The organism is Stenotrophomonas sp. (assembly GCF_032061965.1).
Classification (GTDB): Bacteria; Pseudomonadota; Gammaproteobacteria; order Xanthomonadales; family Xanthomonadaceae; genus Stenotrophomonas.
Genome location: NZ_DAMBEF010000019.1, coordinates 31,746 through 52,954 on the forward strand (window position 1 = coordinate 31,746; position 21,209 = coordinate 52,954).

The window sequence follows — 21,209 nt, forward strand, 5'->3', positions numbered from 1 at the left end:
CATTGGATCAGGCAGCCGGGGCAAACTGCGCCACGGCGGGAATGGGCAGCAGGCCGGCGCGAATCTCGCGCTGCTGCCCGGGGGTGAACATCTGTTCGAATTTGCGGCGGTCCTTCAATGGGCCTGCCGCATCGGACTTCCACGGCTCATCAGGCCGTACCAGGTTCAACGGTGCGTGTGTCCCGTGCGATGACGGCATTGCATCGCCAGTTGCCAGCCCCATGAATGCATGCAACTGGCTGATGACCTGCTGCGGCTGTAGCAACAACTGCTCGTAACGCAGCAGCAGATGGTCCGGATGGTGCTGCCAGCGAAGGCTCTCCAGCAGTGCGTGGTTCCATCGGTCCACCGCCAGGCCCAGGTCGGCGAACCGATGCCAATCTGCATAGCGACGCGCGGCACCATGCAGCGATGCAACAACCTCGGTGCCATCGCGCAACAGATGGATCACGCGCGCACCCGGTACATGACGCTGGATATGCCCGAGGTAGAAAAGATGGTCCGGGGTTTTTTCCAGCCAGAGCTGGCTTCCCGTCATTTCGCACTGCCGGTCCAGGGTTGCGACGAATGTGCTTATCTGCGTGCTTACCCGCGTACAGCCACGTATGTGGGCAGGCATCAACGCGTCAGGCATGCCCGCCCATGCGCGGCGCGCCTGTGCCGCCGGTACCCAACACAGCCGCGCCAGTACATTGCGCCGCTGTTCCTGCAACAAGCGGCCCATCGAACGCCTGCGAGGCTGCTGACGCCGATGGTCTTCACTGCGCAGCAGGTTCTGCACAAAGTGGGTTTCCGGCAAGGTGAAGATACGCGTGTCGGCAGCCAGTAGATGCTGCAGCAGCGTGGTCCCCGAACGCGGGCATCCCACCAGAAATACCCGACCGGGCGCGGCTGTCACCATCACTCGATTCCGCTTGCCGGAATGCCCGCCATTTCTGGCATGAACGCGTGTACCTCGCTGCGGAAACGCTGCCGGAAACTGCGACTGTTAGCCAGATAGTGGGCGCGTGCATTGGCTGAAATCCGCTGCAATGCCGCTACGTCCATCGCCAGCGCCTGTTCCACTGCGGCAACGATGCCGGCAGCGCTGACGAAATGGCGCCGTACCAGTCCGTCGTTGCGTACATCCGCCACTGCGATGGGGATGCCCCGCTGTGCGCTGACCAGTTCGTCCATGGGCTCGCCGTCGGTGGCCAACACAACGGCACCCACGCTCAGTCCTTCCATCAGGTAGTGGCCGAAACCCTCGGTTTCCGACGGACAGATGTGGAACTGGCAGGCGTTCTGCAGTATCTGCAGCTGGGTATCGTCCAGGTAGGTGACGCGATGATCGATGTTGTGCGCAACCACCCGCTCCCTGACGCGCTTGGGGTGCTGCACGACGACCAGCAGCGGCCAATGCGGATGCCGCTTCCAGGTATCAATGAGCACCTGCGTCCCTTTGGCCGAGCTGCGCCCGGCAAGATGCGGGAATACCCGCTGCCGCTGCACCTGCGTGAGCATCCTGTCGGCGCTGGTGAAACCTACATAACGCACCTCGCTGCCCAGCGCGCGGAAGATACGCTCGGCATGCCGGGTTTTGCACAGCACCGCGTCGAAGCGCGACAACGACGGCATCCAACGCGGCAGGAACCACTCCGGGTTGGGAACCAGCAGGTTGCGCTCGGCCAATGGCAGGAAGTGGCGATACACGCGTTCGCCGAACAACTGCACCGGCACCTGCCCTTGCAGCGCGCGCCGGCAGCATAGCTTGCCCAGCTGCCAGCGGGTCTGGCCGCGCCCGCCCAGGCCGATCCGCTCGGCCTGCACCGGGCCGGCTAGTGCATCCAGCATCAGGTCCAAGTCGCGACTCAGGCCCACACCATTGTCGCGACTGATCAAACGTACCTGGGGCAGCATGGACGGGCTCGGTATCGGGAGGGCCCAGTCTGGCCAGCCTGCCTGACCTGGCGATGCCCGCTTCCTGTCAGCCTCCACAACAGCTGACATGCACTGACAAACAGCGACGCTATGATCGGCGATCCACATCGCCGCCCCACCCTGCGGGCAGCCGAAGGTAGCCCATGCCCGCCCACATCCTGGTGGTCGACGACGACCCGGACCTGCGCCGGTTGATCGTCGATTTCCTTGCCCAGCACGGATTCAACGTCAGCAGCGCTGAAAACGCTGCACAGCTGCGCCTGGCCATGCGTGACCAACGCCCGGACCTGATCGTGCTGGACGTGATGATGCCCGGCGAAGACGGGCTGACCGCCGTGCGCCAGCTGACCAGCGAGCGTCCGGCCCCGCCGGTGATCATGCTCAGCGCGCTGGGCAGCGATACCGACCGCATCATCGGCCTGGAGGTGGGGGCCGACGACTACCTGTCCAAGCCGTGTAATCCGCGTGAGCTGCTGGCGCGTATCCGGGCCCTGCTGCGCCGTGCACAGGCGACAAACGAGCGCCAGTCCAGCGCTACCCAACCGGTCTATGAGTTCGGCGGCTGGCGCCTGGATGCCTTGCACCGTGACCTGCGTGATCCCGACGGGGTGTATGTGTCGCTGTCCGACGGCGAGTTCACCCTGCTGCGCAGCTTCGTGGAACACCCGCAGCGGGTGCTGAGCCGCGACCTGCTGCTGGTACAGGCACGCGGCCAGGATTGCGACGTCTATGACCGCGCCATCGACAGCCAGATCAGCCGGCTGCGGCGCAAACTCAACGAACGCGGCTACCCCGAATTGATACGCACCATCCGCAACGAGGGCTACCTGCTGTTGCCGCCGGTGCGGCGGCTGTGAAGCGGCCACTATCGATTTTCGTCCGCACCTTCCTGTTGCTGCTGGGTGCGTTGCTGGTCGCTTTGGCATTGGGCATCGCCCTGCTGCTGACGCAGCCGCCGGTGCGACCGGTAGGCGTGCCGCTGTCGGAAGTAGTGGCCTTGCTGTCCAGCGAGCTGCCCTCGGCCAACAATCGATTGACCGTATCGGACAGCGCGCAGGCCCCTGCGTGCCCTGAAGGACAGCAGGGCGACCCGTTCATGCGGGCCCGGCTCGCCGGCTGGCTGGGCGTGGCCGCTACCCAGGTGTTGTACTGCCGCGGCATGCACCGGCCTGGGCCGGACGGCCCGCTACCGGCGCCGCCGATGCGGGGCCGGCGCTCCGGTGACGATGCGATGCGCGGCGCTGGGCCCGGCCCCATGGATCATCCGCCACCGATGCCACAGGACGCGCGACCCGCCGAGCATGGCTTGCTCGCCGGCGCGCCGTTGTTCGGCGACTTCATGGTCGCCCTGCGCAAACCCGACGGCCAGTGGCGCAGCGTCGCCCATCGCATGCCGGGGCCGTTGCCCAGCGTGGCACGGCACGTCCTGCTGCTGTTTTTGCTGGGTGCGCTGGCGATGCTGCCCTTGGCCTGGTGGTTCTCGCGTGCCCTTTCGGCCCCCATTCGCCAATTCGCGCTGGCCGCTGACAGCCTGGGCCGCCACCCCGACGCCGCGCCGCTGAACCAGCGTGGCCCGGCCGAGTTGGCCCGCGCGGCGGACTCGTTCAATGTCATGCAGGCCCGCATCAACCGCCTGTTGACCGAACGCACCCGCACCATCGGCGCCATCGCCCATGATCTGCGCACCCCGTTGGCACGCTTGGCTTTCCGCTTGCAGGCCCTGCCGGAGGAGACCCGCGACAAGGCCAATGCCGACATCGAAGAGATGAACACCATGATCTCGGCAGCGCTGGAGTTCCTGCGTGGGCAATCACAGCATGGGCCACGCAGCCGGCTGGACTTCGCCTCGCTGGTGGAAAGCGTGGTGGATGATCTTGCCGATACCGGCCATGACGCCGCCGTGGTGGGCTACAACGAGCCGGCATTGCTGACCGGAGATCCGCAGGCATTGCGAAGGGCGGTAGGCAACCTGATCGACAACGCGCTCAAGTACGGCGGCCAGGCCCGTCTGCAATTGCGCCGCGAGGACGGCAACGTGGTGTTGGACGTCGACGATGACGGTCCCGGTATCGACCCGGCCCGCGAAGAAGAGCTGCTGCTGCCGTTCGCGCGCGGGGATGAGTCACGCAACCGCGACACCGGCGGCATTGGGCTTGGTCTGTCGGTCGCGCACGGCGTGGCATTGAGCCATGGCGGCAGCCTGCAGCTGCGCAACCGCAGCGAAGGCGGATTGAGGGCGACGCTTAGCCTGCCTTGCGGGTAGGTTCTGGGGCTTTTGGGTTTTGGGGCTTTTGGGGCTTTTGGGTTTTGGGGCTTCTAAGCCGTCATTCCCGCGCAGGCGGGAATCGCTTTGGCTTTGGCTTTGGCTTTGGCTTTGGCTTTGGCTCTGGCTCTGACTCTGGCTTTGGCTCTAGCTCTTCTGGCCCGTGCCCTCGCCTTTTGCTCTGGCTCTTGGTCCTGCACTTGCCTGCCCGCCCTCAAGCCAAGGCAAGAGCGATTCCCGCCTGCGCGGGAATGACGGCCAGAATCAAAAACAACGGCAAGGACAACAGCAGCACAGCACAACCCAAAAACTCAGTACGCAAACTCGCCAAACAACGGGTCCACGCTACCGTTCCAGCGTCCATGGAACAGGTCCAGCTTGCGTTCGGCTGCGGTCTTGCCCGAATCCACGATCTCCTGCAGCACATCCAGGAAACGGGTCTCGTCCTGGCCATCGGCATTGAGCGCGGCACGACGACGCAGGCCATCACGTGAAATCGCCAGGGCCTCGCGCGCCAGGTCACGCACCGTGCCATTGCGGAACGGCAGGTTCATCGCATGCTTGGGCACGCCATCGCGCAGCACATTGCGCTCGGCAAGGCTGAAATCCTTGACCAGGTCCCAGGCGGCATTCAATGCGGTCTCGTCGTACAGCAGCCCCACCCAGAATGCCGGCAAGGCACAGATCCGGCTCCACGGGCCGCTGTCGGCACCGCGCATTTCCAGATACTTCTTCAAGCGAACTTCCGGAAAGGCCGTGGTCGTATGGTCCGACCAATCGCGCAGGGTCGGCATTGCCCCCGGCAGCACCGGCAACCTGCCCTGCATGAAATCGCGGAAGCTCTGCCCGCTGGCGTCGTGATAGATGCCATCGCGGTAGGAGAAATACATCGGCACATCCAACAGGTAGTCGACGTAACGCTCGTAGCCGAAACCATCCTCGAACACGAAATCAAGCATGCCGGTACGGTCCGGATCGGTATCGGTCCAGATATGCGAGCGGTAGCTCAGGTAGCCGTTCGGCTTGCCCTCGGTGAACGGCGAATCAGCGAACAACGCGGTGGCAATGGGCTGCAATGCCAGCGACACGCGGAACTTCTTCACCATGTCCGCTTCACTGGCGTAATCCAGGTTGACCTGCACCGTGCAGGTGCGGGTCATCATGTCCAGGCCGAGCGAGCCGACCTTGGGCATGTAGCTCTTCATGATCTGGTAGCGGCCCTTCGGCATCCACGGCATGTCCGCGCGGGTCCACTTGGGCTGGAAGCCCATGCCCAGGAAACCCAGCTGCAACTCGCCGGCCACCTGTGCCACTTCATTGAGATGGCTGCCGGTTTCCACACAGGTCTGGTGGATGGTTTCCAGCGCGGCGCCGGACAACTCCAGTTGTCCGGCCGGCTCCAGCGTCACCGAGGCGCCATCGCGCAGCAGGGCGATGGTGTTGCCGTTCTCCTGCACCGGCTCCCAGCCGAAACGGGTCAGCCCGTTGAGCAGCGCGTTGATGCCGCGCTCGCCTTCAAAGGTGGGTGGCCGCAGGTCATCCAGGCGGAACCCGAACTTCTCGTGCTCGGTACCGATCCGCCATTGCGAGCTGGGTTTCTCACCGGACGCGATGCTCTCGACCAACTGGTCGCGGTGGGTGATGGGGGTATCGGCGACGTGGCTCGGGCTCGACAAGGGCAGGCTCACTGAATTCTGGGCTGGGCGCAAAGGTGGGGGCCAGCCCCCGCCAACGCAAGATGCGCACTATATCGTGGCGGTCCTTGCCATCATGTCACGAAGGCGGTTTTCAGCATCCTATCGATGCAGACTTGACCGATGTCAGGCCGCGCTGTTTCCACAGCTGACTGCGCCACCGGTCTACACTTCAACGATGAGCCGCGCCCACCACAGTGAAACCCATCGGTCCGACCGCGTAGGCTGGCTGCGTGCTGCCGTGCTGGGCGCGAACGACGGCATTGTCTCGGTTGCCGGCCTGGTCGTGGGCGTGGCCGCCAGTGGCGCCAGCGCCTCGACCCTCCTGGCCACCGGGGTGGCCGGTACCGTGGCCGGCGCCATGTCGATGGCCGCGGGCGAATATGTTTCAGTCATGTCCCAGGCCGATGCCGAACGTGCCGACCTGGCCGTGGAACGACGCGAACTGCACGAAGACCCGCATAGCGAACTGGAAGAACTGGCAGGCATCTACCGGCGGCGCGGGCTCAGCCCCGTGCTGGCGCAACAGGTTGCCGAGCAGCTCACCGCCCACGACGCCCTGGCCGCGCATGCGCGCGACGAGCTCGGCATCACCGAGGAACTGCGCGCTCGGCCGCTGCAGGCGGCACTTGCTTCGGCCTGCGCCTTCACCGTCGGCGCTGCCTTGCCGGTGCTCAGCGCCCTGCTGGCACCGGCTGCGCTGGTAGCACAGGTCACCACCGGCGCGACCTTGATCGGCCTCAGCATCACCGGCGCCTTGGCGGCACAGGCCGGTGGCGCTTCACCCCTGCGTGGCGCGGTGCGGGTGGTGTTCTGGGGTGCGCTGGCAATGGGCGCAGCGGCGGCGATTGGTCGCCTGTTCCCCATCGCAGCCTGAGCGCCGCACATGCAGACCAGCGCCACCACCGACCTGCTGGCACAGCTGTCCTCATTGGTCGATTGCGAACGTGCCGAAGGCTATGCCTGCATCACCGCACGCCGCGAGCACGGTGCCAGATCGGTGGATATCCCGCAGCCACAGCTGGCCATCCTGCTGCAGGGGCGCAAGCAGGTACGCACCACGCGACAGGCGCTGGAATTCGGCCCCGGCGACCTGTTCCTGATAACCCGTCGCTGCCGCATCGACGTGGTCAATAGTCCGGACCCTGCCAGCGGCCTGTATCTGAGCGCCATCGTGCCCCTGTGCACTGAAGTATTGGCCGCGGCGCGGGCACTGTGGACCGACGCACTGCCGGATGCCGGCAGCGCGATCGCCCGGCTGCCCTTGCTGGACCACGGCGCCGCCCTGCTGCAATGGCGGCAGTCCTTGCAACACGGTCACTACACCGAGGCACGGCTGGCCCTGGCGGCGCTGGTGGTGGCGTTCTGCCGGCGCGGCCACGGCAGCCTGCTGGCCGCACCCGAGCCCGGCCTCGGCGATCGCATCCGCGACCTGGTCGCAGCGCAGCCGGAGCGGGAGTGGCAGTCACGTGATTTCGAAGCCCACCTGGGTATCAGCGGTGCCACCCTGCGCCGCCGCCTGGCCGGGGAAAACCTCAGCGTGCGTGAGCTGGTCACCGATGCCCGGCTGGCCCATGCCATGCAATTGCTCTACACCACGCGCCTGCCGCTGAAGACCGTGGCCGCGCGTGCCGGTTATCGCTCGCTGGGCAGCTTCAACAAGCGTTTCAGCGCGCGCTATGGGTTGGAAGCGGCCGCCATCGGCAACAACTGATCGTTTCGCGCAACACAGTGAGCGAAACACGCCGCCGGCCGGGCGCAGCATAAAGGTCTCGCGGCCCCGCCGCTCCTGCAGGCCCCCCCCATGCCCCTCCCTCGCTATCCGCTCGCCATCGCCTTGCTGGGCCTGGCCATCGCAGGCTCCGCACTAGCGCGCAGCACAGCCCCAACCCGGCAACAGGTGGCCGGCGTCTACCACCAGCAGATCGGCCAGTTGCACGTCACCGCCTTGTTCGACGGTACGGTGGCCCTGGGTCGACAGGAACTGGTGGGAATCGATCCCACCACCGTCACCCGCCTGCTTGAGCACCGCTACGTCCCCGAAGACGCCAAGGGACTGCAGACCGCCGTCAATGCCTACCTGGTGCAACGCGGCGACCACCTGAGCCTGATCGACACCGGCACCGCGCACTGCTTCGGTCCGGGCCTGGGACAGGTGCTGAGCAACCTGCGCGCCGCTGGCCACGATCCGTCCGAGGTCGACGACATACTGCTCACCCACGCCCATCCAGACCATATGTGCGGCCTGCTGGATGCCCAGGGCAAGCCCGCCTTCCCGAAGGCCACCGTGTGGCTGTCCAAGGCTGATGCCGACTACTGGCTCAACCCGGCCAGTGAGGCCAGCGCGCCGCAGGGCCTGCGCTTTGCCTTTGGCCTGGCCCGTACTGCGGTTGCCCCGTATGTCAGCGCGGGCACCCTGCACACCTTCACACCGGGCGAGCCACTGCCCGCTGGCATCACCGCCGTGGACAGTCATGGACACACCCCGGGCCACGTGTCCTATCTGCTGGACGGTGGCGACAGCCAGCAGTTGCTGGTGTGGGGCGACATCGTGCACTTCCACGCGGTGCAGTTCGCCCGCCCGGATGCAGCCTACGAGGCCGACAGTGACCGTCCCGCGGCCATCGCCAGCCGCCGCCAGCTGATGGAGCAGGCCGTAGCGCAAGGCTGGTGGGTGGCTGGCGCCCACCTGCCCTTCCCGGGCCTGGGCCATGTCCGCCGTGACGGCGAGGCGTTCGCGTGGGTACCGGCGGAGTTCTCGCCACTGAAGTAAGCGGGTGAGCCGCCCTTGAAAACAGGAACGCCGCCCTGGACAGGGCGGCGTCTGCGATCCAACGGGTAGCTGACAGCCCCTGCGCTGGCGGCTTACACCGCGTCTGCCGGGCTGGCGTCCTCGGCCGCCGGCGGCGGGTTCAGGCCCAGCCAACCGCCGATGATGCCGCGCGCTTCGTCCACACCCTGGCGCGATTCACCGGAGAAGGTCTGCACACTGACCGTATCGCCGAAGCTGGAGTGCAGCTCCTTGCGCACCTTCTGCAGGGTCTGGCCCTGCTGGCCACGGCCCAGCTTGTCGGCCTTGGTCAGCAGCGCATGCGCCGGCAGGCCGCGCTGCACGGCATAGCCGAGCATCTGGCGGTCGTAGTCCTTCAGCGGATGACGGATGTCCATCACCACCACCAGGCCCTTGAGCGCGTTGCGGGTACGGAAGTACTGGTCGATGAAGGCCTGCCAGTGGGCCTGCAGGTCCAGCGGGACCTTGGCGTAGCCATAGCCCGGCAGGTCGACCAGGCTGGCCTCGGGGGTCACCTGGAAAAACACCAGCTGCTGGGTACGGCCCGGGGTCTTGGAGACACGGGCAAGGGCGTTCTGGCGGGTCAGCGCATTGAGCGCGCTGGACTTGCCGGCGTTGGAGCGACCCGCAAAGGCTACCTCGGCCCCAAGGTCCGGCGGCAATTGCCGGGCGTTGTGGGCGGAGAGCTGGTAACGGGCGCGTTCGATGAGCAATGACATGTGCATAGGATCGCATGTTGCGGCGCCGCGCGCCGGTTCGGCCCCACCCCGGGCGGCAAAATGCTGCGCTGCTTCGTTGACCGTGCCGCAAAACGCCGTTGATAATCCGGGCGATGCCGGCGGAACGCCCCGCTGGCCCGGTCCACACGGAGCTTCAGCATGCGCCATGCTCGTGTTCTTGCCGTTGCTGCATTGGTTGTCCCCGTAATCGCTGCCGTCGCCTTTGCCCAGAGCTCGGTCGTGCCTGTCCCTGACAATGCGCCGGTGCAGACCGCCTCGCTGGAGGTGGATTTCAGCAAGACCAAGCCCGGTGACGCGGAAGCGGGCCAGGCCAAGGCTTCGACCTGTGCCGCCTGCCATGGTGCCGACGGCAATTCGCCGGTGGAGATCTACCCACGGCTTGCCGGGCAGAGCGAACGCTATATCGCCAAGGAGATCGCCCTGATCGCCAACGGCCAGCGCAATGAAGGCGCGGTGGCGGCAATGCTGCCGTTCGTGCAGGGGCTGACCCCGCAGGACATGCGCGATATCGGCGCCTACTTCGCCACCCAGAAGGCCGGCGCCGGCGTCGCCGATGATGCCGCGGTGGGCGAAGGCCCCTATGCCGGCATGAAGTTCTTCGAGGTGGGCCAGAAGCTCTACCGCGGCGGTGATGCCAGCCGCGGCATCCCGGCCTGCATGGCTTGCCATGGCCCCGCCGGTGCCGGCAACCCGGGCCCGCCCTACCCGCATATCGGCGGCCAGCATTCGGGCTATGTGGCCCAGCGCCTGCAGCGCTACAAGGCGGGGCAGACTGGCGAAAGCGATGCCTCCCAGTTCAAGATCATGGCCCAGGTCAGCCACGCCTTGAGCGACCAGGAAATCCAGGCACTGGCCAGTTACGTGCAGGGCCTGCATGATCGCGCCGACGATGCCAAGGTAGTCGCCAGCGCCTCACAACCTTGATCCTGCGGGTCGTTGCGACGGCCCGCTGCTTTTGACCACAGGCACGCCGGCCGCTGGGCCGGCGTCTGCTTTTTCACCGGAGATTCCCTCGAAATGAAGCTGTTCCCCCGACTGATGTTGCTGTTGCTGGCACTTAGCCCGCTGGTCGCCTGCTCTGCCCCCAACGCCACCCCGGTCGAGGGAGAGGACTACGAGCTGATCGCCGACCCCGCCCCGTTCGCACCGCTGGCCGGCAAGATCGAGGTAGTGGAGATATTTGGTTATACCTGCCCGCATTGCGCCCATTTCGAGCCATTGCTGGAAGCCTGGGTTGCCAAGCAGCCGGCCGATGTCCGTTTCACCCCGGTACCGGCCGCCTTTGGTGGCTACTGGGACTCCTATGCCCGTGCCTTCTATGCCGCCGAACAGACCGGCGTGCTCAAGCGCAGCCACGCCGATGTTTTCAAGGCGCTGCACGAACAGCGCAGCCTGCCGGTGCAGAACGTCACCCCGGACGAGTTGGCTACCTTCTACAGCAGCTATGGCGTACAGCCGGCACAGTTTGTCGCGGCCCTGCGCGGCCCGCAGGTAGATGAGAAAGTAAAGAACGCCCGCGCCTTTGCCATCCGCGTACGCCCGCCGGGTACCCCGTCGCTCATCGTCAACGGCAAGTACCTGGTCAAGGGCAGCGATTTCGAGGACACCCTGCGCATCGCCACCGCCCTGGTGGCACGCGAGCGCGCTGCGGCAAGCCGCCGCTGACCCCGGCGGCGGCGAACCACCTGTTCAGCCGCCGCGTCCAATAATGGCATCATGCGCCCGCAACCCGCGCTGCGCCGCGGCTGATGCACCAATGAATCCCCGCTGGAGACCCCACCCGATGAAGATCCGCCTCGCCCTGGCCCTGACTGCCCTGCTGCCCTTGATGGTTGCCTGCAAGGCCCAGGATGGCACCGCCAACGCTGTTGCCCCGGCCGCAACACCGGCTGCCACCGAAGCCGCGCCGGCTGCCGATGCTGCACCGGCCCCGACCGAGCAGGCCGGCGAACAGGCCCCGGCTGCGGAAGCCAACACTCCCGTCCCGGCCCAGGCCCGTCTGGTCGGCCCCGAGCCGGTTGCCGGCACCGACTACATCGCCATTGATGGCGGCCAGCCGTTCCAGCCGGCCACCGGCAAGGTCGAAGTGGCCGAGATCTTCGGTTACGTCTGCCCGGCCTGTGCCCGCTTCCAGCCGCAGGTCAGCTCGTGGAAGGCCGGCCTGCCTTCGGACGTGAATTTCGTCTACGTGCCGGCCGTGTTTGGTGGCATCTGGGACAACTACGCCCGTGCCTTCTATGCCGCCGAGACCTTGGGCGTGCAGGAAAAGACCCATGACGCGCTGTATGCCGCCATCCACGTCGAGCAGACCCTGAAGGGTGAGCGCGGCCAGGATTCGGTGGAAGACATCGCCAACTTCTACGGCAAGCACGGCGTGAACCCCAAGACCTTCTCCGACACCATGGGCAGCTTTGCCGTGGCCGCCAAGGTCAACCGCGCCAAGCAGTTCGCCCAGCGCAGCAAGATCTCCGGTACCCCGTCGCTGATCGTCAACGGCAAGTACCTGGTCAAGGGCAAGAGCTACGACGACATGCTGCGCATCGCCGACCACCTGATCGCGCGCGAACGCGCCGCAAACACCAAGTGAGGTATCAAGGGCCTCGGTAACGAGGCCCTTGAGTTCGACCCGCCGTGAAATCCCCCAATCACACCCTGCGGCTGTTGACCGCCAATATCCAGGCTGGCTCCAGCACCCGCCGCTACAGTGACTATGTCACCCGCAGCTGGTCGCATGCGCTGCCTGCCGGTCAGAAGCGCAACAGCCTGGACGCCATTGCCAAACTGGCCAGCGGCCGCGACATCGTTGGCCTGCAGGAAGCCGACCCGGGCAGCCTGCGCTCTGGCTTCACCAACCAGACCCACTACCTGGCCGAGCGAGCCGGCTTCAACTATTGGGCGCACCAGCCCAACCGTCGCATGGGCGGCGTGGCCTCCAGCGCCAATGGCCTGCTGAGCCGACTGGAACCGGTGGAAGTACAGGACCATGCCCTGCCCGGCCGCATCGGTGGCCGCGGGCTGTTGGTCGCACGTTATGGCGATGGCGATGAAGGCCTGACCGTGGCGGTTGCCCACCTGTCACTGGGAACCGGATCGCGCATGTCGCAGTTGGACTTCATTTCCGATGTCCTGTCCGATTATCCCAACGCAGTGCTGATGGGCGACTTCAACTGCAAGGCTGATCGCCCCGAGATGCGCGCCTTGTACAACCGGACACGGCTGCAACCGCCCAGTTGCCTGGTGCCAACCTTCCCCAGCTGGGGACCGGACCGCGCCATCGACCACATCCTGATCTCCGACACCATGAAGATGCTTGATACGCGGGCGGTCGCCGCCGCGTATTCGGACCATCTGGCGGTGGAAATGGAAGTCCAGGTGCCGGCCAACAGTCTGCGCTGAGCCGCCGGCCTCACCCTGCCGCGCCAGGCACGGCCTGCGGTCGCCGCGCGGTCATGGTGCTGCCCACCGATGCAATCACCGTGCAGCCAATGGCCATCCATTGCAGGGCACTGAGATGTTCGTGCAGCAACAGCAGCGCCCATAGCGCAGCCACCGCCGGCTCCATGCTGATCAGGATGCCGAAGGTCTCCTTGGGCAAGCGCTTGAGCGCCATCATCTCCAGCGACATGGGGATGGCGCTGGACACCACCGCGACCACAAAGCCGGCCAGCAGTATCTTCGGCTCCAGCAAGGCCGCACCTGCGTGGAGCACACCTACCGGCACCACCACCAGCGACGCCGCCAGCAAGCCCAGCGACACGCTGTGGCCCGCATGCAGATGCCCTGCCCGCTTGCCGAAGATGATGTAAAGCGCCCAGCAGAAGGCCGCACCCAGCGCATAAAGCACGCCGACCGGATCCAATGCCTGGCCACCGTCGAGCGGCAGCAGCAACAGCAGTCCGACCAGGGCACAGCCCACCCACACGAAATCGATGGCGCGCCGTGATGACAGCATGGCCACCGCCAACGGCCCGGTGAACTCGATGGCCACCGCGATGCCAAACGGAATCGTACGCAGCGCCATGTAGAACAACAGGTTCATCGCGCCCAGGGTCAACCCGTAACGCAGGATCGCGGCGGCATCGACGCGACTGGTATGCCAGCGCCACGGCCGCCACAGCAGCAACAGGAACAGCGCTGAAAAGCCCACGCGCAGCGCACTGGTTCCTTGCGCGCCGATGAGCGGGAACAGGTTTTTGGCGTAGGAAGTGCCGATCGACAATGAAGTCACCGAGCCGAGCACCGCCAGCACCGGCAACAGCGATGCGAATCGGGAATTTTGCATGGCCGCAGTGTATTCGGCTAGGACGATGCGTGGCGCTTTCGCCCAGAAATTTGTCTGCGAACGCCGGTTTCATGCAGCGCCGGCGTGTGACTTCCCGGGATGGGGATCAGCCACCTCGTCCGGTGGCTGATCCGACAGCAACCCCTGCTTACTGGATGAAGGCAATGCGTTCCATATGCGCATTGTTGGCGGCCGCCAATATCGTGGCCATCTGCTGGTACTGCGCGTCCGGCGAAGCATCGATACGCAGCTCCGGCAGATTGCCGGCATGTACCTGCGCCTGCTCCTGCAACCGCGCTTGCAGCTCACCGATAGGCATCGGCTGGCCATCCCAGTACAACTGGTTTGACGCATCCAGGCGCAGTGCAATCGGCGGCGGCGGATCAAGGCGCTGCACGGCCTTGTCCGTGCGTTGTGGCAGGTCCACCGGTATGGGAATGCTCACCATCGGGGCGGTGACGATGAAAATGATCAACAACACCAGCATCACATCCACCAGCGGGGTGACATTGATGTCGGCCAAGGGACGTCCGTTGTTGCCTGCTGCGCTGAAAGCCATTGCAGTTCCCCCAGGACGAGGCCGGCTGCCTCAGCCCTGAAGCTACGCCTGCGCCGGGACCGATGGCAGCGCCCCAATGGCCTATCGTTCAGCCCCCGTTTGCCTCCTGGCCACAACTTGTTCATGCGCGGGCAGGTCTATCGCTCGGCCGTTGACACCCAGCCCGCTATCCTTCTGGCATGAAACGACTCTCCCTCATGCCCTTGGCGGTTCTGGCCGCGCTGCTCTGTTCCAGCGCCAACGCGCAGAATCTTGACGCGCAGCGCACCGCGCTGCGTACTGCGATCGACAACGCCGAACGCGGTCAGTTCGATGCCAGCGCAGCCGCGTCGCTGCGCAACCATCCGCTCTATGGCTGGCTGGAATATGCGGCGCTGCGCCGGAACATCGACACCCTGGGCACGGCACAGGCGCAGGACTTCCTGAAGCGCTATCAGGGCCAGGCTGTGGCTGAGACCTTCCGTGCCGCGTGGCTGCCGGCCTTGGCCCGTCGTCAGGATTGGCCCACGCTGCTGGCCAACTGGAAGCCTGCGGATGACGCCGGCCTGCGCTGCGCTGAGCTCAACGCACGCCAGGCCACCGGCAAGGCGGATGCACAGTGGGTGACGGATGCCCAGGCCTTGTGGCGCAGCAGTGGCAAATCGCTGCCCGATGGCTGCGACCCGGTGTTCGCGGTACTCGCCAGTCGCGGCGGCCTGCCACCCGCCTTGCGCTGGGAGCGCATCGACGCTGCTGCCGATGCCCAGCAGGCTGCCGTGATGCGCTCGGCCGCGCGCGGCCTGCCGGCCGCCGAACAGGCCCAGGCCAACGACTACGCCGCCTTCGTCGACAAACCCGACGCGCGTGCGCTGAACTGGCCGAAGAACGACCGCAGCCGGCGCATCGCGGTCGATGGCCTGCAGAAACTGGCCAAGGCAGACCCCGGCGCCGCCGAGCTGCAGTTGCCACAGTATGCGCAGCGCCTGGGACTGAGCGCCGAGCAGCAAGGCCAGGTGCTGTACGAAATCGCACTGTGGACCGTCGCCTCCTACCTGCCGGATTCGGCAAGGCGCCTGGCCGCAGTGCCCGAATCGGCCTATGACGAGCGCCTGCACGAGTGGCGCACCCGCGAGGCGATGGCACGCGGCGACTGGCCGGCAGCATTGGCCGCCATCCGCAAGATGCCAGCCAAGCAACGCAACGACTCGCGCTGGCGTTGGTTCGAAGGCCGCCTGCTGGAGAAGACCGGCAAGCCCGCCGAAGCCACCGCGCTGTACAGGGCCGCAGCCAGCGAACCCACCTTCCACGGCTTCCTGGCTGCCGACAAACTCAAGCAACCCTACGCCTTGTGCCCATGGAACCCGGGCGATAGCGCGCAGGCCAAGAGCGCGGTAGCGCGCGACCCTGCACTGGTGCGCGCGATTGAGCTGTCCAAGATCGAGCGTCCCAGTTGGGCGGCGCGCGAATGGGCAGATGCCCTGACCCGTTTCGACGACAGCCAGCGACGCATGGCGGTGGAAGTAGCGAGCAACAACGGTTGGTTCGACCGTGCCGTGTTCGCCTTGAAGGGGCCGCAGGAGCTGCGCCTGTACAACCTGCGCTTCCCGCTGCACCACGACGACACGATCCGCCGCGAGGCCGCGCGCAACGCTTTGGACCCGGCCTGGATCGCCGCGGAAATCCGCGCCGAAAGCATCTTCAACCCGAAGGCACGCTCGCCCGCCAACGCCATGGGCCTGATGCAGGTCCTGCCCGCAACCGGCGCCAGCGTTGCCAGGAACATCGGCCTGAGCGGCTATGGTGGTGCGGCCAGCCTGTACGACTCGGACACGAACATCGCCATCGGCACCGCCTATCTGCGCCAGCTGATGGACAAGTACAACGGGCTGCCCTACGTCACCATTGCCGCCTACAACGCCGGCCCTACACCGACCGCACGTTGGCAGACACAGCGCCCGAACTACGACCCGGATTTCTGGATCGAGACGATCAGCTACAAGGAGACCCGCGAGTACGTTGCGCGGGTGTTGGCCTTCAGCGTGATCTACGACTGGCGCCTCAACGGCAACGCCCTGACCTTGAGCGACCGCATGGTCGGCAAAACCCAAGGCGCCCGCAAAGCCTTCAGCTGCCAACAAAGCCCCTGAAGCGCAGCACCGTAATGCCGAGCCATGCTCGGCTGAGGTCCCACCCATGTAGTGCCGAGCCATGCTCGGCTGAAGCCTTACCCATGTAGTGCCGAGCCATGCTCGGCTGGAGCCTTACCCATGTAGTGCCGAGCCATGCTCGGCTGGAGCTTTACATGTAGAGCCCCCTGCCGAGCATGGCTCGGCACTACAGGTACAGCACGTCTTCCGCCTTATCATGGCTGCATGAAGACTTATCTCGTCGGCGGCGCTGTCCGCGATTCCCTGCTCGGCCAACAACCCGGCGATCGTGACTGGGTGGTGGTTGGTGCCACGCAGGCGCAAATGGAATCACTCGGCTTCAAGGCCGTGGGCAAGGACTTCCCGGTATTCCTGCACCCGGACAGCGGTGAGGAATACGCCCTGGCACGCACCGAACGAAAATCCGGCCGCGGCTACCGCGGCTTCGTTGTCGATGCCGATCCTTCGGTGACGCTGGAAGAAGACCTGCAGCGCCGCGACTTCACCATCAACGCTATTGCCAGAGACGAGGAAACCGGCGAGCTGGTGGATCCCTGGGGCGGCGTGCGCGATATCAAACAGCGCGTGCTGCGCCATGTCGGCCCGGCCTTCGTCGAAGATCCCCTGCGGGTATTGCGCGCCGCGCGCTTCATGGCGCGCTTTGCCCCGCTGGGCTTCACCCTCGCCCCGGAAACAGCTGAGTTGATGCGGCAGATGGCCGCCAGCGGCGAACTGGACGCCTTAGTCCCGGAACGCATCTGGCAGGAACTGCGCCGGAGTCTGGGTATGAAGCAACCCTCAGCCTTCCTGCGTTGCCTGCACGATACCGGCGCGCTGGCTGCGATCCTGCGGGAAGTGGATGCCCTGTACGGCGTGCCGCAACGCGCCGAGTTCCACCCGGAAGTGGATACCGGCGTGCACCAGGAAATGGTCAGCGACATGGCCGCACACCTGGCGCCGGGCGATGACCTGATCGGCTTCGCCGCGCTCACCCATGATCTGGGCAAGGCGCTGACGCCGACCGATGAACTGCCCCGCCACATCATGCATGAGCAGCGTGGCCTCAAGCCGCTGGCCAAACTGTGCGAACGCCTGAAGATTCCCGTCGATCACCGGCTGCTGGCCGAGGCGGTCTGCCGTGAACACCTCAACGTGCATCGCATCGACGAACTTCGCGATGCCACCGTGCTGGAACTGATCCAGCGCTGCGATGGCTTCCGCCGGCCCGAACGCATCGCGCAGATGGCCCTGGTCTGCGAATGCGACAAACGCGGCCGGCTCGGTTTTGAAGACAGCGACTACCCGCAGCGCGAAACCCTGCAACGCCTGCACGCCGCTGCACTGGCTATCAACGCACGTGATATCGCCACCGAAGGCTTGCACGGCCCCGCCATCGGCGAGGCCCTGAAGAAGGCGCGTATCAAGGCAATCAGCGCAGCACGCTGATTGTCGGGTGCGATGCGCGCTGGAACAGCTGCGGGGCCAACGAAGCAGAAGACGCCGTTGGATTGTGCAATTGCAGCTACTGCGGTTGGCGATGTATCACCCGCCTGGCGAGTTACGCCGCTCCTGCAAGCCGCCGGCTCAGATCTTGAGATAGATCCTGCGTCGGTCCATCCATGCCATCGGCAGCCACCACAACGCGACGAAGCTCAGCGCCATCGCCAACGAGGCAAAGGGCGCGCCGCCCAGCGGGGTCAGCCAGCGGTTGAACAGGTGTTCCCACAGCCAGTTCCAACTGCCGGTGGCCATCATCGCCAGCACCATCGCCGACGAGCCTGCATATGCGGTGATCGCATTGACGCCGAAGCGGCGACCCAGTGCCGGCCATTGCCGGCAATCAATCAGGATGTGCGCCAGCCACAGCCCCGCGAATGCCCAGCCGCCGGTCCACAGCACGTAGGACGGGGTCCACAGGTTCTTGTTCAAGGGCAGCCATTGCGCCCATACGCCACCTGCCAGCAACAGCAGCAGTGCGGCGGGCAACAGTCGCCAAGGGCGTTGTCGCAACATGGCACCGGCGCGCAAACCCAGCAGGGTCGATGCCAGCGCACCCAGCGTGGAGATCAGTCCCTCCGGGTCGTGGCCGTGCCCGCTCATCGGGTCATACCGATACAGCAGCGATCCAAACAGTGCCGTGTCCACTTGACTGGCGATATTGAGCCAAGGCTCCAACGAGCCGCCCGCCGCCAGCAGAGCCGCGTAACCCAGCAACAATGCGCCAAGACACAGCGTCTGCGCCTTCGGCTTCAACCAGATCGCAACCGCACCGGCAAACGCAAAGCAGAGCCCGATACGTTGCAGCACGCCCCACGGCCGGTAGTGCGGCAAGTCCAGCCACCACCAGGCCAGGAAATGCAGCAGAAGGCCCAAACCAAGAATACGCGCGGCGCGGATCAGCACCGTACGGGTCAATGCGCCGCGATCTGCGCCCTGCTCCACCCGCGGCACCACGCCCAGCGCGATGGACACACCGACGATGACCAGGAAGAACGGGAACACGAGGTCCGTCGGCGTGCAGCCATGCCATTCCGAGTGCAGCAGCGGCGCATAGACATGGCTCCAGCTGCCGGGGTTGTTGACCAGCAGCATGGCCGCCACGGTGATGCCACGCAGGGCATCCACCGAGGCATAACGGACGGCTTTGTTCATGGCGTTGGGCTCAGTCGCGTTGACCGGCAATCCAGGTGGCCTGCACCTGCAGGTCGGCATCGAGCAGGACGAAGTCGGCCTGGTAGCCGGCCGCGATCTGGCCGTAGCGATCATCCAGGCCCAGGAACTGTGCCGGATACGTCGATGCCATGCGCGAAGCTTCGGCCAGCGACAAACCCAGCAAACCAATCGTGTTGCGCACGGCAGTAATCATGTCCAGCGCCGAACCCGCCAAGGCACCGGCGGCGTTGCGCACCACGCCATCAACGGCGGTGATCACTTCGCCATACAGCTCGAAGGCCGGATTGTCCGAGCCCACCATCGGCATCGCATCGGTCACCAGGAACACCTTGCCACGCGGTTTGGCTGCCAGCGCAACGCGCAGGCTGGCCGGGTGCACGTGCACGCCATCGACGATCACGCCACACCAGCTGTCGGCGTCTTCCAAGGCCGCGCCCACCGCACCGGGATCACGCCCCTGCAGCGGCGACATGGCGTTGTACAGATGGGTGAAGCCGGTGATGCCTGCATCCAGACCTGCGCGGATTTCGTCATAGCTACCGGCGGTATGGCCGGCGGCCACGATGGCGCCATTGGCCACGATCTGCTGGATCGTTGCCAGCGGCACGCGTTCGGGCGCCAGCGTGATCAGGGTGACGCCGTTGGCCAGGGAGGTGGCCATGCGCACTTCGTCGGCATCGGGCACGCGGAACTTGCCGGCATCATGCGTGCCCTTGCGGGCCGGCGCGATGTACGGGCCTTCCAGGTGAATGCCAAGCACGCCCGGCACCTTGGCGGCGATGGCCTCGCGCGTGGCCTGTACCGCGCGCGCCATCACCTCGGCATCGTCACTGATCAGGGTCGGCAGCATGCCGGTGGTGCCGTAGCGGCGATGCCCGGCCACCATCGTGCGCAGTGCATCGACGTCGGTCTGGTTGTTGAACAGCGCACCGCCACCACCGTTGACCTGCGCATCGATGAAACCGGGCAGCAGCCAGCCGCCGCCCAGGTCCACCTGCGCATCGGCCGCAGCAACGGCCGGGTCGTCGCTGGCCACGACCGCGGTGATGCGGCCGTCTTCGATCAGTACCGCGACATCGTCACGGAAGTTCTCGCCGGCAAGTACCCGGCCATTGCGCAGCGCGGTTTTCATCAGACGGTTTCCGTCACCTTGTTGAGGTGCGGCGGCAGATCCGGGTTGTTGCCACGGCGCAGCGCCAGCGCATTGATCGCGCGGTAGAAACTCTGGATGGTCAGCAGCGGTGCGCACAGCGGGTGCGGCGCGGTGGCAGTCGGCAGGTTGCCGCCTTCGCCGGTCAGCCACACCTGCGCGCCGCGTGCGCCGAACTCTTCGGCCACGGCACGGGTGCCGGCGCCGGTTTCATCGGGCTGAGCAAAGGCCAGCACCGGGAAATCGCGACCCACCAGCGCCATCGGGCCATGCTTCACTTCGGCCGAGCTATAGCCTTCGGCATGCAGGCCGCAGGTTTCCTTGAACTTCAATGCCGCTTCCTGTGCGGCGGCCAGGCCAGGGCCACGGCCGAGCACGAACAGGTTGTGCGCGTCGACCAGACCGTCGGTCACCGCGCTCCAGTCGCAGGCCCAGGCCTCAGTCATCGCGGCCGGCAAGGCGTCCAGCGCGGCGATCAGGGCCGGATCATTCTTCCAGTACGCGCCCAGCTGCAGGATCGCTGCCAGCGAGGCGAGATAGCTCTTGGTTGCCGCGACACTGCGCTCGGCACCGGCACCCAACGGGATGACGGTTTCAGCCAGCAATGCCAGCGGCGAGTCTTCTACATTGACCAGCGCCACCACGCGCGCGCCGGCGGCCTTGGCGGCTTCGGCATTACGCAGCAGGTCCGGGCTCTTGCCCGATTGCGAGATCACGATGTACAGCGCGCCGCGCAGCTGCAGCGGCGCTTCATAGACCGAGCCCACCGACGGCGATGCCGACGCAGTCACCAGGCCGAGCTGTGTCTCGAACAGATACTTGGCAAAGGTTGCCGCGTGATCGGAACTGCCGCGTGCACAGGTAACAACGAAGGGCGGCGGGTTCTGGCGCAGGTCTGCGGCCAGGGCCTGCACCACGTCGCGGTTGCGTGCGAACTGGGCGGCGATGACAGAGGCGCTTTGTGCCGCCTCGTTGAACATCAGGGTTTCGGTCTCACTCGGCAGTGCCATG

At 65.9% G+C, this 21,209-nt stretch carries 20 protein-coding genes; 11 read left to right on the top strand and 9 right to left on the bottom strand.

The features are described from left to right. Nucleotides 1–7: 7 nt before the first annotated feature. Both RT460_RS11635 and RT460_RS11640 read right to left on the bottom strand, forming a co-directional pair. The gene (locus tag RT460_RS11635) at nucleotides 8–901 is read right to left on the bottom strand and encodes a sulfotransferase (RefSeq protein ID WP_313319121.1); all 894 of its coding nucleotides are present in this window, start codon (nucleotides 899–901) and stop codon (nucleotides 8–10) included. Next, on the bottom strand, nucleotides 901–1,899 hold the full coding sequence (locus tag RT460_RS11640) for a glycosyltransferase (RefSeq protein WP_313319122.1): 999 nt from the start codon (nucleotides 1,897–1,899) through the stop codon (nucleotides 901–903). Before RT460_RS11640 ends, RT460_RS11635 begins: the two co-directional genes overlap by 1 nt. Before the next feature lie 164 nt (nucleotides 1,900–2,063). Here RT460_RS11640 and RT460_RS11645 point away from each other — a divergent pair, with 164 nt between their 5' ends. Both RT460_RS11645 and RT460_RS11650 read left to right on the top strand, forming a co-directional pair. After that, complete coding sequence (locus tag RT460_RS11645; protein ID WP_313319123.1) at nucleotides 2,064–2,777, top strand: response regulator; 714 nt, start codon at nucleotides 2,064–2,066, stop codon at nucleotides 2,775–2,777. Next, complete coding sequence (locus RT460_RS11650) at nucleotides 2,774–4,183, top strand: ATP-binding protein (RefSeq protein WP_313319124.1); 1,410 nt, start codon at nucleotides 2,774–2,776, stop codon at nucleotides 4,181–4,183. The genes RT460_RS11645 and RT460_RS11650 overlap by 4 nt, the downstream gene beginning before the upstream one ends. Nucleotides 4,184–4,494: 311 nt before the next feature. Here RT460_RS11650 and RT460_RS11655 read toward each other — a convergent pair whose 3' ends face one another. Next, nucleotides 4,495–5,859, bottom strand: a complete 1,365-nt coding sequence (locus tag RT460_RS11655) for a glutamate--cysteine ligase (protein WP_313319125.1) — start codon at nucleotides 5,857–5,859, stop codon at nucleotides 4,495–4,497. A 196-nt stretch (nucleotides 5,860–6,055) separates the two neighbouring features. Here RT460_RS11655 and RT460_RS11660 point away from each other — a divergent pair, with 196 nt between their 5' ends. The 3 genes from RT460_RS11660 to RT460_RS11670 all read left to right on the top strand — a co-directional run bounded on the left by RT460_RS11660 (nucleotide 6,056) and on the right by RT460_RS11670 (nucleotide 8,650). Beyond that, entirely contained in the window at nucleotides 6,056–6,754 is a 699-nt protein-coding gene (locus RT460_RS11660) for a VIT family protein (protein WP_313319126.1), read from the top strand. Between the two features lie 9 nt (nucleotides 6,755–6,763). After that, nucleotides 6,764–7,591, top strand: a complete 828-nt coding sequence (locus RT460_RS11665) for a helix-turn-helix domain-containing protein (protein WP_313319127.1) — start codon at nucleotides 6,764–6,766, stop codon at nucleotides 7,589–7,591. A 90-nt stretch (nucleotides 7,592–7,681) separates the two neighbouring features. After that, a complete protein-coding gene (locus RT460_RS11670) occupies nucleotides 7,682–8,650 on the top strand; it encodes an MBL fold metallo-hydrolase (RefSeq protein ID WP_313319128.1) in 969 nt (322 codons plus the stop codon). A 92-nt stretch (nucleotides 8,651–8,742) separates the two neighbouring features. Here RT460_RS11670 and yihA read toward each other — a convergent pair whose 3' ends face one another. Further along, the gene (gene yihA / locus RT460_RS11675) at nucleotides 8,743–9,387 is read right to left on the bottom strand and encodes a ribosome biogenesis GTP-binding protein YihA/YsxC (protein WP_313319129.1); all 645 of its coding nucleotides are present in this window, start codon (nucleotides 9,385–9,387) and stop codon (nucleotides 8,743–8,745) included. A gap of 159 nt (nucleotides 9,388–9,546) precedes the next feature. Here yihA and RT460_RS11680 point away from each other — a divergent pair, with 159 nt between their 5' ends. The 4 genes from RT460_RS11680 to RT460_RS11695 all read left to right on the top strand — a co-directional run bounded on the left by RT460_RS11680 (nucleotide 9,547) and on the right by RT460_RS11695 (nucleotide 12,804). Beyond that, nucleotides 9,547–10,332 (top strand): c-type cytochrome, encoded by a 786-nt coding sequence (locus tag RT460_RS11680; RefSeq protein WP_313319130.1) that lies wholly within the window; start codon nucleotides 9,547–9,549, stop codon nucleotides 10,330–10,332. 93 nt (nucleotides 10,333–10,425) lie between these two features. Continuing rightward, nucleotides 10,426–11,073, top strand: a complete 648-nt coding sequence (locus tag RT460_RS11685) for a thiol:disulfide interchange protein DsbA/DsbL (RefSeq protein WP_313319131.1) — start codon at nucleotides 10,426–10,428, stop codon at nucleotides 11,071–11,073. 118 nt (nucleotides 11,074–11,191) lie between these two features. Continuing rightward, the gene (locus RT460_RS11690) at nucleotides 11,192–11,995 is read left to right on the top strand and encodes a thiol:disulfide interchange protein DsbA/DsbL (protein ID WP_313319132.1); all 804 of its coding nucleotides are present in this window, start codon (nucleotides 11,192–11,194) and stop codon (nucleotides 11,993–11,995) included. Nucleotides 11,996–12,066: 71 nt separating this feature from the next. Further along, the gene (locus tag RT460_RS11695) at nucleotides 12,067–12,804 is read left to right on the top strand and encodes an endonuclease/exonuclease/phosphatase family protein (protein ID WP_313319159.1); all 738 of its coding nucleotides are present in this window, start codon (nucleotides 12,067–12,069) and stop codon (nucleotides 12,802–12,804) included. A gap of 10 nt (nucleotides 12,805–12,814) precedes the next feature. Here the strand turns inward: RT460_RS11695 and RT460_RS11700 are convergent, their stop codons facing one another. Together RT460_RS11700 and RT460_RS11705 are read right to left on the bottom strand one after the other, a co-directional pair. After that, a complete protein-coding gene (locus RT460_RS11700) occupies nucleotides 12,815–13,690 on the bottom strand; it encodes an EamA family transporter (protein ID WP_313319133.1) in 876 nt (291 codons plus the stop codon). 148 nt (nucleotides 13,691–13,838) lie between these two features. After that, on the bottom strand, nucleotides 13,839–14,249 hold the full coding sequence (locus tag RT460_RS11705; protein WP_313319134.1) for a biopolymer transporter ExbD: 411 nt from the start codon (nucleotides 14,247–14,249) through the stop codon (nucleotides 13,839–13,841). Between the two features lie 179 nt (nucleotides 14,250–14,428). Between RT460_RS11705 and RT460_RS11710 the strand changes: the two genes are divergently transcribed. Together RT460_RS11710 and RT460_RS11715 are read left to right on the top strand one after the other, a co-directional pair. After that, nucleotides 14,429–16,375: a transglycosylase SLT domain-containing protein gene (locus RT460_RS11710; RefSeq protein WP_313319135.1), complete on the top strand. Its 1,947-nt coding sequence runs from the start codon at nucleotides 14,429–14,431 to the stop codon at nucleotides 16,373–16,375. Between the two features lie 225 nt (nucleotides 16,376–16,600). Next, the gene (locus tag RT460_RS11715; protein WP_313319136.1) at nucleotides 16,601–17,821 is read left to right on the top strand and encodes a multifunctional CCA addition/repair protein; all 1,221 of its coding nucleotides are present in this window, start codon (nucleotides 16,601–16,603) and stop codon (nucleotides 17,819–17,821) included. A 138-nt stretch (nucleotides 17,822–17,959) separates the two neighbouring features. Here RT460_RS11715 and RT460_RS11720 read toward each other — a convergent pair whose 3' ends face one another. From RT460_RS11720 to RT460_RS11730, 3 genes are read right to left on the bottom strand one after another with little or no spacing between them, the layout of a single operon-like run. After that, a complete protein-coding gene (locus RT460_RS11720) occupies nucleotides 17,960–19,027 on the bottom strand; it encodes a heparan-alpha-glucosaminide N-acetyltransferase domain-containing protein (protein WP_313319137.1) in 1,068 nt (355 codons plus the stop codon). 10 nt (nucleotides 19,028–19,037) lie between these two features. Further along, nucleotides 19,038–20,180, bottom strand: coding sequence for an N-acetylglucosamine-6-phosphate deacetylase (gene nagA, locus RT460_RS11725; protein WP_313319138.1), 1,143 nt, complete (start codon nucleotides 20,178–20,180; stop codon nucleotides 19,038–19,040). Further along, the gene (locus RT460_RS11730; RefSeq protein WP_313319139.1) at nucleotides 20,180–21,208 is read right to left on the bottom strand and encodes an SIS domain-containing protein; all 1,029 of its coding nucleotides are present in this window, start codon (nucleotides 21,206–21,208) and stop codon (nucleotides 20,180–20,182) included. Before RT460_RS11730 ends, nagA begins: the two co-directional genes overlap by 1 nt. Nucleotide 21,209: the final 1 nt, after the last annotated feature.